This is a genomic window from Streptomyces sp. NPDC000229, from assembly GCF_040300825.1.
GTDB lineage: Bacteria > Actinomycetota > Actinomycetes > Streptomycetales > Streptomycetaceae > Streptomyces.
The window spans coordinates 32,862-46,524 of sequence record NZ_JBEPEL010000015.1 but is presented as its reverse complement, the minus strand read 5'-3'; the positions used below and the strand labels follow the sequence as shown (position 1 = coordinate 46,524).

General features: G+C 71.5%; 14 protein-coding genes. All 14 read right to left on the bottom strand.

What is annotated here, in order from left to right:
* Positions 1 to 10: 10 nt before the first annotated feature.
* A complete protein-coding gene (locus ABT360_RS11120; RefSeq protein ID WP_444852215.1) occupies positions 11 to 547 on the bottom strand; it encodes a hypothetical protein in 537 nt (178 codons plus the stop codon).
* Between the two features lie 15 nt (positions 548 to 562).
* A complete protein-coding gene (locus ABT360_RS11115) occupies positions 563 to 1,066 on the bottom strand; it encodes a hypothetical protein (RefSeq protein WP_351813747.1) in 504 nt (167 codons plus the stop codon).
* Positions 1,063 to 1,554: a hypothetical protein gene (locus tag ABT360_RS11110; RefSeq protein ID WP_351813745.1), complete on the bottom strand. Its 492-nt coding sequence runs from the start codon at positions 1,552 to 1,554 to the stop codon at positions 1,063 to 1,065. The genes ABT360_RS11115 and ABT360_RS11110 overlap by 4 nt, the downstream gene beginning before the upstream one ends.
* Positions 1,551 to 2,702 carry an MlaD family protein gene (locus ABT360_RS11105; protein WP_351813743.1) on the bottom strand — a complete coding sequence of 384 codons (1,152 nt, stop codon included), beginning with the start codon at positions 2,700 to 2,702 and terminating at the stop codon, positions 1,551 to 1,553. The genes ABT360_RS11110 and ABT360_RS11105 overlap by 4 nt, the downstream gene beginning before the upstream one ends.
* Positions 2,702 to 3,781, bottom strand: a complete 1,080-nt coding sequence (locus ABT360_RS11100; protein ID WP_444852218.1) for an MCE family protein — start codon at positions 3,779 to 3,781, stop codon at positions 2,702 to 2,704. Before ABT360_RS11100 ends, ABT360_RS11105 begins: the two co-directional genes overlap by 1 nt.
* Positions 3,782 to 3,810: 29 nt before the next feature.
* Positions 3,811 to 4,902 carry an MCE family protein gene (locus tag ABT360_RS11095; RefSeq protein WP_351813739.1) on the bottom strand — a complete coding sequence of 364 codons (1,092 nt, stop codon included), beginning with the start codon at positions 4,900 to 4,902 and terminating at the stop codon, positions 3,811 to 3,813.
* Complete coding sequence (locus ABT360_RS11090) at positions 4,899 to 6,053, bottom strand: MCE family protein (RefSeq protein ID WP_351813737.1); 1,155 nt, start codon at positions 6,051 to 6,053, stop codon at positions 4,899 to 4,901. Before ABT360_RS11090 ends, ABT360_RS11095 begins: the two co-directional genes overlap by 4 nt.
* Complete coding sequence (locus tag ABT360_RS11085) at positions 6,050 to 7,081, bottom strand: MCE family protein (RefSeq protein ID WP_351813735.1); 1,032 nt, start codon at positions 7,079 to 7,081, stop codon at positions 6,050 to 6,052. Before ABT360_RS11085 ends, ABT360_RS11090 begins: the two co-directional genes overlap by 4 nt.
* Positions 7,078 to 8,310, bottom strand: a complete 1,233-nt coding sequence (locus ABT360_RS11080; RefSeq protein ID WP_351813733.1) for an MCE family protein — start codon at positions 8,308 to 8,310, stop codon at positions 7,078 to 7,080. Before ABT360_RS11080 ends, ABT360_RS11085 begins: the two co-directional genes overlap by 4 nt.
* Complete coding sequence (locus ABT360_RS11075; protein ID WP_351813830.1) at positions 8,307 to 9,113, bottom strand: MlaE family ABC transporter permease; 807 nt, start codon at positions 9,111 to 9,113, stop codon at positions 8,307 to 8,309. Before ABT360_RS11075 ends, ABT360_RS11080 begins: the two co-directional genes overlap by 4 nt.
* 2 nt (positions 9,114 to 9,115) lie before the next feature.
* A complete protein-coding gene (locus ABT360_RS11070) occupies positions 9,116 to 9,931 on the bottom strand; it encodes an MlaE family ABC transporter permease (RefSeq protein WP_351813731.1) in 816 nt (271 codons plus the stop codon).
* A 197-nt stretch (positions 9,932 to 10,128) separates the two neighbouring features.
* Positions 10,129 to 11,115, bottom strand: coding sequence for an ABC transporter ATP-binding protein (locus tag ABT360_RS11065; RefSeq protein ID WP_351813729.1), 987 nt, complete (start codon positions 11,113 to 11,115; stop codon positions 10,129 to 10,131).
* A gap of 188 nt (positions 11,116 to 11,303) precedes the next feature.
* Entirely contained in the window at positions 11,304 to 12,875 is a 1,572-nt protein-coding gene (locus ABT360_RS11060; protein WP_351813727.1) for a DUF6801 domain-containing protein, read from the bottom strand.
* A 117-nt stretch (positions 12,876 to 12,992) separates the two neighbouring features.
* Positions 12,993 to 13,646: a hypothetical protein gene (locus ABT360_RS11055; RefSeq protein WP_351813725.1), complete on the bottom strand. Its 654-nt coding sequence runs from the start codon at positions 13,644 to 13,646 to the stop codon at positions 12,993 to 12,995.
* Between the last annotated feature and the right edge of the window lie 17 nt (positions 13,647 to 13,663).

Here is a 13,663-nt window from a genome sequence, read left to right as displayed (position 1 = left end):
CTTGGTCCTCTCAGTCGGCGGGGGCCGCCGTGTTGCCGACCGGTGCCTGGCCGAGAGCGCTGAGCTTCCAGCCGTCGGGGGTGCGGGTGAGCTCGCCGAGCATCCGGCTCTCCTTGGCGGCGGGCCTGCCCTCGGGCGGGGTCACGGTGATCCGGAGGGCGACCATCACGCTCGCCCGCCCGGCCCGGGTGTCCAGCTCGGTCACCGCGCCGGACAGCACCTTCGCGCTGGTCACCGTCTTCGCCTGCTGGATCTGCCGCTCGAACTGCGGCCGCCCGTCGGTGAGCTGGGCCAGCAGGTCGCCGGTGGCGGACTTCTGCCAGGTGTCCAGTCCTCGCCGCAGGTCACGGTGGTCGAGCGTGTTCATGTTCTGCACGGCCTGCTCGCCGGCGGCGAGCACCTCGTCGCGGGTCGTGGCGTACGCGGTGGACTCGTCGTGCGCCGCCGCGTACCAGGACCAGCCGCTCCAGCCGGCGCCGCCGGCCGCGAGCAGGGCCAGCGCGGCCGCCACCGTCAGGAGCGGGTTCCCTCTCATTGTGCGGGCCATCGGTGCGGGTGCCCCCTATCGCGATCGGATGTCGACGATCCGCCAGCGGCCGTCGCGCTGTTCCGCGACGACCGAAAGCTGCGCGGCGACCGTGGTGGCGGGTTTGCCGGCGCGCTGTGCGACCTGGTCGAGGAAGACCAGGAGGTGTGCCTCGTGGTCGTCGAGCCGGGTCACCCCGGCGCGGACGACATGGGTGGTGAGCGTCAGCCTCTGCCGTGCGGCCCGTTGCTCGACCTGGCCGAACAGCGCCTGGTACTGGCGGGCCGCCTTTCCGTCGAGGAGGTGGTGCGCCGTCCGCCGGGTGGTGGCGGTGTCCCCGGGGCCGTACGAGAAGACCCGGGTGAGCGCCCCGCCGACCTCCGCCGCCACCCGGGAGGTCGCCTCGGCGTCGGCCAGCGCCCGGTTGCGCAGGGCGGGCGCGTCGGTCAACCACTGCGTACGGAGCAGGAGTCCGGCTCCGCCCGCGAGCAGCACGAGCACGAGGGCCATGGCCGTCCAGGGCCGGGAAGGCCGGCTCATGATCCGGCCACCGGTACGGCGGTGAGCGCGGTGACCTTCCAGCCCTCACCGGTGCGGGTGAGGGTGGCTTCCAGGCGCTTGCGGTCCGTGCCCGTGGGCCCGCCGTCGCCCGGCGTGGTCTCCACCCGTACCGTCGCGATGAGTTGAGCCGTACCCGCCCGGTCGTCGAGGGCGGTGAGGGCGGCGTCCGTGACGGTGGCCCGGGTGGACGCGGTCCCCGTGTCCTTCCGCGGGCCGGTCCGCTTCAGCTGCTCGTGGAGGTCTCCGGCCGTCGCGTCGAGCCATCGGGTCCGCGCCGCGTCGGGGTGCGAGGCGTCCACACTGCTGAGCCGGGCGATGTGCCCGCGCCCCGCGTCCAGCGCGTCGTCCCGCGCCTCGGCATACGCCCGGGTCGCGTCGCCCGCCGCCCGGGCGTACGACCAGGCGGCGACGCCGCACAGCAGCGCCGCCACGGCGACGGCCGCCCACCATCCGTACCGCCGCCTCATCGGCCGGCCCCCGGAGCCGTGGCCGGGGGCGGGAGCGGGCCGCCCCGGGGCGCGTTGGCGGAGCCGCGGACGTTGATGCCGCTCGACGGCGGGGAGGCGCAGCGGGCCTTGGTGTTGAGGGCGGGCGGGGTGGCGAGGTCGAGGCCGTTGCGGTACGGCGTACCTCCGTACCCCGCCGTGCAGGGCAGCGGCTGGAAGAAGGTGACCGACATGCCGAGGTTGACGCCCTGGGCGGTCACTGCGGTCGCCCCGGCGGCGACGAGCGCGGGCATCTTCACCAGGAACTCCTCCATGCCGCGCTGCCGGGTCACCGCGACCTCCGAGGTGGTGAGCAGGTTGGCCAGGACGACGCCGAGGGCCGGGTCGAGGTCCCGCAGCACTCCGCTGACCTGGCCTGCGGCGTCCGGAGCCGCGGCGATCAGGGCGCGCAGGTCGGTGTCGGAGCTCTTGAGGCGCGCGGCGAGCTCCTTGGCCCCGGTGGCGAAGGAGACGAGCGCCTCGCCCTCCTCCGCCTGGGTCCGCAGCACCGTCTCGCCGTCGGTGATCAGGCGGGTGGTGGCGGGCAGCGCCTTGTCGGCGGCCCGGACGAAGTCGTCGCCGCTGTCCATCAGGGCCTGGAGGTCGTCGCCGCGCCCGTTCAGCGCCGTACCGAACTCGTCGACGACCGTGCGCAGCGACTCCAGGTCTACGGAGGACGCCAGCGACGTCACCCCGCTCAGTACGGTGGTGACGGGTGCGGGAGTGCGGGTGTCGGAGCGGGCGATGACCGAGCCGTCGCGCAGGTACGGTCCGCTGTCGGTGACGGGGCGGAGGTCGATGTACTGCTCGCCGACGGCGGAGAGGTTGGCGACGACCGCTTCGAGGTCGGCGGGGATGCCGGGCGCCGACTTCTTGATGCGCAGTTCGGCCTCGACTCCGTTCTCGGTGAGCCGGATGGGTCCGACGCGGCCGACCGGGACACCGCGGTAGGTGACGTTGGAGTGGGTGAACAGTCCGCCGGTCGTCTCCAGCCGCACGCGAACGGTGTAGTGGTCGCGGAGGCCGACGAGGTGGCCGACGTCCGCGTACCGCACTCCCACGACACCGAGGACCAGGGCGCCGATGACGAGGAACGCGAGGTTCTTGAGCCGGGTGGCCACGGTCGGCATCAGTTCCTCCCGGCGGACGGCAGGGGAAGGGGCAGCCCGTGGGCCGGCTGTGCGGTGGCGTCGTCCGGTGGGGTGAGCGCGGGGATGATCTGCGTCCCGGGCGCGGCGGTGAGGTCCAGGTAGACGTTGAGGTAGTCGCCCTTGACGCCACGCAGCACCTCGTCCGTGAACGGGTAGGTGAGCAGCACCTCGAGTGAGTCGGGCAGGGCCTTGCCCGAGTCGGCGAGCGCCTTGAGGGTGGGGCCGAGGGCCTTGAGGTCGGCGATCAGGTCGGCCTTGCTCCTGTTGACGGTGTCGACGGCGACGCCTGAGAGGGTGTCGAGGGCGCGGAGCATGGTGAGGAGCGAAGCGCGTTGCTTCTCCAGGACCTTGAGGCCGGGGCTGAGACGGGTGAGGACCGTGGCCACGTCCTGTTCGCGGGTGGCGAGGGTGGCGGTGAGCCGGTTGACGCCGTCGAGAGCGGCGGTGATGTCGCTCTTGTTGGCGTCGAGGGTGCCGACGAGGGTGTTGAGGCGTTCGAGCAGGGAGCGGACCTCGGTCTCGTTGCCGCGCAGGGCGGTGCCCAGTTCGGTGGTGATGGTGCGGAGCTGCTGGATGCCGCCGCCGTTGAGGAGCATCGACAGGGCGCCGAAGACCTCTTCGACCTCGGGGTTGCGGTTGGTGCGGCTCATGGGGATGCGGGCGCCGTCGCCGAGGGTTCCGTGGCCCTTGGGGGGTGCGGTGAGCTGGATGTACTTCTCGCCGAGCAGGCTGGACTGTTCGAGGTGGGCGTAGGCGTTGGCGGGGAGCGTGACTCCGCCGTTGACCCGCATGGTGACGGTGGCGGACCAGTCGCTCCTGTCGAGGGCGATGCGGGTGACGCGCCCGACGGCGACGTCGTTGACCTTGACCGCGGACTGCGGAACGAGGCTGAGGACGTCGGCGAACTCGGCGGTGATCTCGTACGGGCGGTCGCCGAGGTCGGCGCCCCCGGGCAGCGGCAACTGCTCGATGCCGGACAGCTCCAGGCCTCCCGTCGGTACGTCGCAACTGGCGACGGTCGCGGAGAAGCCGACGACGAGAGCGAGGGCGGCGGCCATGGCGGTGGCGGTGGTACGCGATGGCCGGTTCACCGCGGGCCCCCCTTCCCGGGCGTCCCGTAGACGGTGCCGACGGCGGGCAGCGGGAGTGCGGGCAGGGCCTGGCGGCGGCCGGGGTCGACGGGGACGAGGCCGCCGGAAGCGCCCGTAGGGGCTCCCCGGCCGAAGCTGAGCTCGTTGATGTCGGCCCGCCCGTTGAGGGTGCGGTGGAGCGGGTCGTAGGCCTTCACGGCGTTGCCGACGGCGAGGGGCGCCGTGTCGAGCGCTTCGGCCAGTGAGGCGCGCTGGTCGACGAGCGTCCGGGTGAGGGGGACGAGCAGGTCGACGTTCTTCCTCAGGCTGTCGCGGTTGTCCTCGATGAAGGTCTTGACCTGGGCGAGGGCGGTGCCGAGTTCCCTGAGTGCGGCGCCCAGGTTCTCCTTGTCCTCGGCGAGGAAGCCGGTGACGGTCGCGAGCCGCTGTTCGGCCGTGCGGACGTCGCCGTCGTTGTTCTTCAGCATGGTGGTGAAGGACTGGAGGGAGGTGAGGGTGGCGAAGAGGTCGCGGCTGCCGCGGTCGAGGGTCTTGGCGGCCTTGCCGAACTGCTCGAGGGAGTCGCCGATGGCCTTGCCGTTGCCCCGGAGGTTGGCGGCGCCGGTGTCGAGGAGCCCGGCCAGGGCTCCGTCGGCGTTGGCGCCCTTCGGGCCGAGTGCCTCGCTGAGTTCGGTGATGGACGCGTAGAGCTGGTCGACCTCCAGGGGTGTGGCGTTGCGGGCGGCGGGCAGGACGGCGCCTTCCCGGATCTCCGGTCCTCCCGTGTAGGCGGGCGCGAGCTGGATGTAGCGGTCGGCGACGACGCTGGGCGCGACGATGACGGCGTGGGCACCGGCGGGGACGCGGACGCCCTCGTCGATCAGCAGGGTCACCTCGACCTCCTTGCCCTTGGGGCGTACGGGACCGACGGTGCCGACCCGCACCCCGAGGATCCGGAGGTCGGAGCCCTCGTACACGCCGGTGGCCCGGTCGAAGCGCGCGGTGATGCGGGTGGTCCCGGACTCGTCGAGGGCCATGACGCCGGAGGCGCCGGCGACGGCCACGAGGGCGAGCCCGGTGGTGATGCCGAGGGCGCGTCGGAGGTTCACCGGGCACCGCCTCCTGCCGGCTTGGGCGGCATGCAACCGGTGGCCGGGGGCGTGCCGGGGGCGAGGTAGTGCTTGGGGACGAGACCGCAGACGTAGGTGTCGAACCAGCGGCCGTTGCCGAGGGTGTTGCCGACGAGCCGGTAGTAGGGGCCTGCCAGGGCGAGGGTCCGGTCGAGACCCTCGCGGTTCTTCAGCAGGACGCCGGTGACCCGGCTGAGCGCGGCCAGGGTGGGCCCGAGCTGCCGGTTGTTGTCCTGGACGAGGCCGGTGAGCTGGGTGCCGAGGTTGGTGGCGCCGGTGAGCAGCAGGTGGATGGCGTCGCGGCGGGCCTGGAGTTCGCCGAGGAGCAGGCTGCCGTCCTCCAGGAGCGTCTCGAAGCTGCTCTTCTTCCCTTCCAGGGTCTTCGTGAGCTGCTTGCTGCCCTTGAGGAGTTCGGCGAGCTGGGCGTCGCGCGACGAGACCGAGCGGGAGAGGGCGGACAGCCCGGTGGCGGCGCTGCGCACGTCGGGCGGGGAGTTCGCGAACGTGGCGGAGATGGCCCGGAAGCTCTCGGCCAGCGCCCGGGTGTCGATGGCGTCGATGGTGTCGCCGAGGCCGGTGAGGGCCTGGGTGACGTCGTAGGGGGAGGTGGTGCGGGAGGCGGGGATGCGTTCGGCGGGGTTCTGGGCGCGGGTGCCGAGGGGGTCGACGGCCAGGTACTTCTCGCCGAGCAGGGTCTTGATGGCGATGGCGGCGGTGCTGGAGTTTCCGATCCAGGTGGTGTCGTCGACCTCGAAGTCGACCTTGACCTTGGCTCCGTCGAGTCCGATGCCGGTCACTTCACCGACCTTGACGCCGGCGATGCGCACCTCGTCGCCCTCGTCGAGTCCGGCGGCTTCGGTGAAGTCGGCGCTGTAGGCGGTGGTGCCGCCGGTCAGAGCACCGATCTTGTAGGCGCCGAGGGCGAGGAGCGCGAGGAGGAGCAGTCCGACGACGCCGACGGTGACGGGGTTGCGCTCCCGTACGGGTGTGAGGGTCGGGAGCTTCCTGCGCGGACGCCCCGGACGCCGGAGACTCGGGCGCGGGAGGCTCGGGCGCCGGAGACTCGGGCGCGAGAGTCGGGGCCGCGGCGGTCGGGGTCGCGGGAAGCCCGGGCGGCGGGGGAGGTTCATGCGCGGCACCTCGATTCGGTGATCGCGACGCCGGTGGGCGGCTTGGAGCCGTCGTCGGTGGTGACACCGGTCACCGTGGCCTCGCAGAGGTAGAGGTTGAGCCACGATCCGTACGAGGCGATGCGTCCGACGGCCTGCATCTTGGCGGGCGTGGTGCGCAGGAAGTTCTCGATCCGGTCGGTGCTCTGCGCCAACTGCCCAGAGAGCTGGCCGAGTTGGCGGATGTCCTCCTTGAGCGGGGCGCGTCCGTCCTGGAGGAGCCCGGCGGTGACGGTGGTGAGCGACCCCATGGCGGTGATGGCCTCGCCGAGCGGCCGGCGGTCACCCGTGAAGCCGCTGACGAGCTGCTGGAGGGTGACGACGAGGTCGTTGAAGCCCGCCTCGCGGTCGTTGACCGTCTTGAGCACCGTGTTCAGGTTCCTGATCACTTCCCCGATGACCTTGTCCTTGCCCGCGACGGTGGTGGTGAGCGACCCGACGTGTGCGAGGAGGGAGTCGACGGTGCCGCCCTCTCCCTGGAGGACCTGCACAATCGATCCGGCCAGGCTGTTGACCTCGTTCGGCGACAAACCCTGGAAGAGCGGCTGGAAGCCGTTGAAGAGCTGGGTGAGGTCGAGCGCGGGGGTGGTGCGTTCGAGCGGGATGACGGCACCGGCGGGCAGGGACCGCCCGACGGGGCCCGCGCCCTGGTCGAGGTCGATGTAGCGCTGGCCCACCATGTTGAGGTACTTGATCGACGCGGTCGCCGAGGCGGGCAGGGCGCGGCCCCTCCGGACCGCGAAGGCGACTTCGGCGACCCGGCGGTCGGCGATGCTGATCGATTCGACCTGCCCGACCTTCACTCCGGCGATCCGGACGCCGTCGCCCTCGACGAGCCCGGTGACGTCGGTGAAGCGGGCCTTGTACGTGACGGTGTCGCCGACGCCCTGGTTGGCGACGGAGAACGCGAGGACGGTGGTGGCGAGGACGGTCACCACGATGAAGGCGAGCGATTTGGTGAGCGGTCCGGCGAGGGAGCGGCGCTTCACTTCAGGGTCACCTCCGCTCCGCGGAAGACGGGGCCGGTCAGGACGGTGCTCCAGTCCGGCAGGGACTGGGGGGCGGCGTTGAGGCCGGGGGCGATCAGTTCGTTGACGAGCCGGTTCTCCTGAGGCGAGTTGGGCAGGCCGAGGCCGCCCTGGTCATGGCCGGTGGGGGCGGGTTTCCCGGTGTACGGGACGGCGTAGCAGTGGGGCCCGCCGGTCGCCTCGTACACGGGCCGGTCCTTGCCGGGGACGTACGCGCCGAGGGAGGGGACCGTTCGGACGTTCACATGGAGGCCCGGCTCGTCGGTGCCCTTGCCGAGCGCCTTGTCCATGGCGGGGACGAAGCCCGCGAGGGTGCGCAGGGTGCAGGGGAACGAGGAGGAGTGGCGGGCGAGGAGCTCCAGGGTGGGGCGGGAGGCGGCGGAGAGCCGGATGAGGTTGTGCCGGTTGTTCCGGAGGAACGCCGTCAGGTCCTGGGCGGAGGCGGTGGTGGCGCCGTACAGGCCGGCGAGCCGGGCCTGTTGGTCGGCGAGGGTGCCGCTGGTGGTGGTGAAGTCGGTGAGGGCGTCCAGTACGTCGGGGGCGGCGTCGCCGTACACCCGGCTGACCTCGACGAGGTGGGCGATGTCGCGGTTGAGTGCGGGCAGGTGGGGGTTGAGGCGCTTCAGGTGCGCTTCGAGGGTGACAAGGGTGCGGCCGAGCTGCTCCCCGCGCCCTTCGAGGGCCTGGGCGACGGCGGTGAGGGTGGCGGACAGCTTCTCGGGCTTGACGGCGGTGAGCAGCGGGAGCAGTTGGTCGAGGACCTGTTCCAGTTCGATGGCGTTGGCGGAGCGGTCCTGCGGGATCGTGGCACCGGCCGCGAGGGGGCGGGCGGACGGGTTGTCGCCGGGTGGTACGAGGGCGACGAACCGTTCGCCGAAGAGGGTGGTGGGCAGCATCTGGGCGGTGACGTCGGCCGGAACGCGCCCGAGGTGGCGGGGGTCGACGGCGAGGGTGAGGCGCGCGCCGGTGCCGGCGGCGCTGATGTCGCGCACCTCGCCGATGACGACGCCGCGCAGCTTGACCTCGGCGCCGCGGTGCATCTCGTTGCCGGCGCTGGTGGTGAGGACGGTGATCGTGGCGTCGCGGGTGAACTCCTTGTCGTACACGGCCAGCGACAGCCGTACGAGGAGGACGGGCACGAGCAGGAACACGACTCCGGCGAGGCGTCTGCGGAGTTTTTTCGCGGTCATCCGGCCACCTTCACGGTCGTCGTCGCGCCCCAGAGCGCGAGCGAGAGGAAGAAGTCGGTCACGCTGATCAGCACGATGGCGTTGCGTACGGAACGCCCGACGGCGACGCCGACGCCGGCCGGGCCGCCGGTGGCGCGGAAGCCGTAGTAGCAGTGGGCGAGGATCACCAGCACGCTGAAGATCAGGACCTTGAGGATGGACAGCAGGACGTCGTCCGGGGAGAGGAAGAGGGTGAAGTAGTGGTCGTACGTGCCCGCCGACTGGCCGTTGAACAGGACGGTGACCGCGCGGGACGCCACGTAGGAGGAGAGCAGCCCGATCGCGTAGAGCGGGATGATCGCGACGACACCCGCGATGATGCGGGTGGTGACGAGGTACGGCATGGAGCGCACGCCCATCGCTTCGAGGGCGTCGACCTCCTCGTTGATGCGCATGGCGCCGAGCTGGGCCGTGAAGCCGGCGCCGACGGTGGCGGAGAGGGCCAGCCCGGCGACGAGCGGGGCGATCTCGCGGGTGTTGAAGTAGGCGGAGATGAAGCCGGTGAAGGCCGATGTGCCGATCTGGTTGAGGGCGGCGTAGCCCTGGAGGCCGACGACGGTGCCGGTGAACAGGGTCATGGCGATCATCACGCCGATGGTGCCGCCGATGACGCCGAGACCGCCGCTGCCGAAGGCGACCTCGGCGAGCAGGCGTTGCACTTCCCGGGAGTAGCGGCGCAGGGTGCGGGGGATCCAGGCGAGTGCCTTGACGTAGAAGATGAGGTGGTCGCCGGAGCGGTCGAGCCAGGCGAGCGGGGATGCCATCGTCACGCCCCCTTCGCGGGGACGAGCTGGAGGTAGAGCGCGGTGAGGACCATGTTGACGAAGAAGAGGAGGAGGAAGGTGATGACGACGGACTGGTTGACCGCGTCGCCGACCCCCTTCGGTCCCCCGCGCGGGTTGAGGCCCCGGTGTGCGGCGACGATGCCGGCGAGGAAGCCGAAGATCAGCGCCTTGATCTCGCTGATCCAGAGGTCGGGGAGCTGGGCGAGGGCGGAGAAGCTGGCGAGGTAGGCGCCGGGGGTGCCGCTCTGCATGATCACGTTGAAGAAGTAGCCGCCGAGGGTTCCGACGACGGAGACCATGCCGTTGAGGAGGACGGCGACGAGCATGGTGGCGAGGACGCGTGGGACGACGAGGCGTTGGACGGGTGAGACGCCCATGACCTCCATGGCGTCCAGCTCCTCCCGGATCTTGCGCGACCCGAGGTCGGCGCAGATGGCGGAGCCGCCGGCGCCGGAGATCAGCAGGGCGACGATCAGCGGGCTGGCCTGCTGGATCACGGCCAGGACGCTGGCTCCGCCGGTGAACGACTGGGCGCCGAGCTGCTGGGTCAGCGAGCCGACCTGGAGGGCGATGACCGCGCCGAACGGGATGGAGACCAGGGCGGCGGGCAGGATCGTGACGCTCGCGACGAACCAGAACTGTTCGATGAACTCCCGGAGTGGGAAGGGCCGCCGGAAGGTGTCCCGTGCGACGGTGGCGGCGAGGGCGAACAGCCGCCCGGTCTCCCACAGCGGCGCGAGCACCCGCGCGGGCGTGGGCCGGTGCGTGACGGTTCCGGCACCGGCACGGTGGTCCACGGGGGTGTCTCGGCGGGCTTCTGGGTGAGCGTCTCGGCGGGCCTCCGGATGGGCTTCAGTGCGGGCTTCTGGAGGGGCATCTTCGTGGGTGCTCGCTTGCACGTCGGGGTACGGGGCGGGTGGGGTGGGCGGGATGGTGGCGTCCGAGCCGGGCGCGGAGGGTGCGACGAGACGGGGCGTCTTCGGGCGCTCCCGGGTCATGAGGCGGCACCGCCGACCGGGTCGGCGGCGGGGGCATAGCTGCGGAGGATCGCGGTTCTGGCGGCCTCCGGCAGGCGGGGCAGCATGGCGAGGACCCGTTCGCGGCGGCGGAGGACGGCGGCGCGGGGCGGCATGCCAGGTGAGGGCTCCAGCTGGGGGGCGAGCGCGCGGGGCGCGTACGCAGAGGGCGTGCGTTGCTCGCGCGCCAGCGTCGCGGCGTCCTTCTCCTCCGACATGCCGATGGGCCCTTCGCGCCGCCCGCTGAGAAATTGCGCCACGACCGGCTCGTCGCTGGTGAGCAGGACCTCGCGCGGTCCGAAGGTGACGAGATTGCGCCGGAACAGCATCCCCATGTTGTCCGGGACGGTGGCCGCGATGTCGAGATTGTGGGTGACGATCAGCATCGTGGCGTCGATCTGGGCGTTGAGGTCGATCAGCAACTGCGAAAGGTAGGCGGTGCGGACCGGGTCCAGGCCCGAATCGGGCTCGTCGCAGAGGATGATCTGGGGGTCGAGGACGAGGGCGCGTGCCAGTCCGGCACGTTTGCGCATTCCGCCGGATATCTCGCCGGGCAGTTTTCCTTCGGCGCCCACGAGTCCGACCATCTCCATCCGCTCCATCACGATGCGGCGGATCTCCGACTCCTTCTTGCGGGTGTGCTCGCGCAGCGGAAAGGCGATGTTGTCGAACAGCGACATGGACCCGAAGAGCGCCCCGTCCTGGAACATCAGCCCGAACAGCTTCCGCGTCTCGTAAATGTCGCGCTCGGGACTGTTCACCATGTCGACACCGTTGATGAGGACGCGTCCCTGTTCCGGTTTCAGCAGCCCGATGACGGATTTCAGGAATACGGTCTTCCCGGTACCCGAGGGGCCGAGCATCACACTGACCTCGCCTGCGGGCAGGGTGAGGGTGACGTCCTGCCAGATGTTCTGTGTGCCGAAGGATTTGGTGAGTCCTTCGACGACCACTTCTGTTCCCACCACAACTCCCAGGTCCCGCTCTTGCTGAGGAAGTGACAAAAGTGCGTCGGGGGGCGCACGTTACGGTCATTCACGGGCCTTCGACAAGCGCCGCGTAAGACGAATTCCCACCAACGGATCGGATTGTCACCGCGTGACAAACCGGCCCGGTCTCTTTGTCGCCCCGTGCGCAGTTGCGGCCGGTCGGTTCACCGTTCGGGCTTCGGCTTGGGCGGGTGGGGGCAGTGTTCCGGCTGGCCCGGGGAGCACAGCACGCCCTGGGTCATCCTGGTGTGGTTGCCGCCCCCGGACAGGGACGCCGTGAACAACGGGTCCAGGTCCTCCGTGACGCCGCAGCCGCTGAATTCGGGAATGGTCGCGGTGCCGGTCAGCGGGCCACCGGTGACCACCGTGTAGCCGTGCGGCCTGCCCTCGGCGTCGTACGAGCCGCGGCCCGTCAGGGCCAGTTCCATGGGCCGGGCGGTGCGGCACGCGGGGCCGACGTCGAGCGGGGTGCCGTTCACCTCGACGTCGTGGAGCCGCACCCACAGCTTCGCGGTCGCCTTCGTCACCTCGGAGAACCGCCCGTCGGGCGAGAAATAGCTTCCGGTGGCGATCTCCATCGGCGTGTCCAGGGTGAATTCCGCGGTTGCGGTCGTCGGCATGAACCCGAAGGTGAGGAACGTCGACCGGACGGGCGGCAATTGCGGCTTCCCCTTGTGGTCGAAGACGGCGTCGCTGTACATGGTGAAGACGAGCCCGTCGTCGCGGGGGCACTGATAGGTCTGGGTGGCCTTGGCCATGTTCACCTTCATCAGTCCGGGCTCCTTGATGAACATGGCCGAGCCCAGTTTCAGGACGTTGGCGTAGCCGGCGATATAACCGTGGCTCGGAACGGGGTCCTGCGTCACGGGCGGGGCCTCCACGCACTCGTCGGCCGGACCGGCTTGGTGGCCCTGGTGCTGGCCCGGATCCTCCCCCTGGCCCTGCCCCTGTTCCTGCTCGGTGGCCCTGTCCGGCGGTGTCCCCGCCTGCCCGTCGCCCTGCCCGCCGTCCTGCTCGTCGCCGTCCGCTTCATCCGCGTCGTCCGGGCCGGGCGAGGGCTCGTCCACGGACGGCGGCCCGCCACCGGCGCCGGGCACCGGGAGGACCGCTACCCGGCCGATGATCAGGTCCTGATCCGGTTCGGGCTCGCAGAGGACGGAGAGTCCGGGCGGAGTCGTCGGGGTGTTGTCGCCCTTGCGCAGGAGCAGGTCCAGGGTGACGGACCCCGTGGAGAAGGTGAGCTCACCTCCGGAAGGGGCGGTCACGGTGGGCACGGCGCCCGCGCCCTCGACCGTGTACGGCCCCGTGGCGGGAAGGGCGCTGTCCGGGGCGGCCAACTGCGTCCACGGCAGGTCGGCGGTGTCATCGCCCTGCGTCACCCGCCCGGCAAGGCGCACCGCTCCGCTCGCGGTCGCCGCGCCGCGTGCGGTGAGTTCGGCCACCGCCTCCGCCGGCAGGCGTACGGCGACCCGCACGTCCGAGGGCCGCACCGGCCGGCCGGCCGCGACCTGCCGCGGCAGCGTGGCCGAGACCCGCACCTCCGCCCGGTGTTGCCCACCCGGCAGGCCGCACCGGTAGCCGAAGTCCGCCCCGGCGGGCCGCACGCCCTCGTCCACGGCGACCCCGGTCCCGGTACCGGCCCCCGGCACGAGCCCCGCCACCAGGACCACGGCCCCCACCGACGCGGTGCGGGCCCAGGTCCGCCGCCCGCGCCGCCCGCTCAAGCTGCTGCCCATCGGTCAACCCCCAGATCGCCCGCTCCTGCCCGTCCCCATCGTGGGCACCCGCCGTCACGTGGCCGTGCGGCCGGTCCAGGCCGACCGCACGACTCGAACGCGGGCTCGCCCGCGGGCTTACGGGCTGGTGACCGTGATGACCGGTGAAACCTGGTACTTGGCACCGAACTTGGCCTTGTCACCGGTCTTGATCAGCCCGGCGCACGAGCCGGACGCGCTGGTGACGGTCAGCGCGGGCGTCGTGTCGGGCACGATCTCCAGGACACCGGTGGCGTTGGTGTAGCTGCCGGTGTTGGCGGACCCTTCGATCGTCGCGTTGCAGGTGCCCAGCACGCTGGTGCCGGTGAGGGTCACCTTGACGCCGCTCAGCGATCCCCTGGTGACGCCGGCGCCGTAGGTCGCCCCGTTGAGCTTCATGGGCTGGACGGACTGGGAGACCCACTTCGACCCCAGCGGACCGTTGCACTTGGTGGCGGACGTGCCGAAGGTGGCGCTGCCGATGGTGGCCAGTCCGGCGCCACTGGCGTACACGCCGTCCACGGCGGTCCCGCTCGCGCCGTAGACGGAACAGGTGATGGTGGCGCCGGTGGTCACATTGGTGAGGACGGCGTTGGCGGCCGCGACGTTCGTGGCGCTGAAGGCGTCGTTGGCGGCGGGGTTGGTGACGGTCCACTGGGCCTGGGGGGCGGCCGAGGCGGTCGTCGCGGACACTCCGGCGGCGGCCAGTAACGCGGCGGCGGAAAGGACGGAGATTCTGGTAATGCGTCGCACGGGCTTTTCCCTCCTGC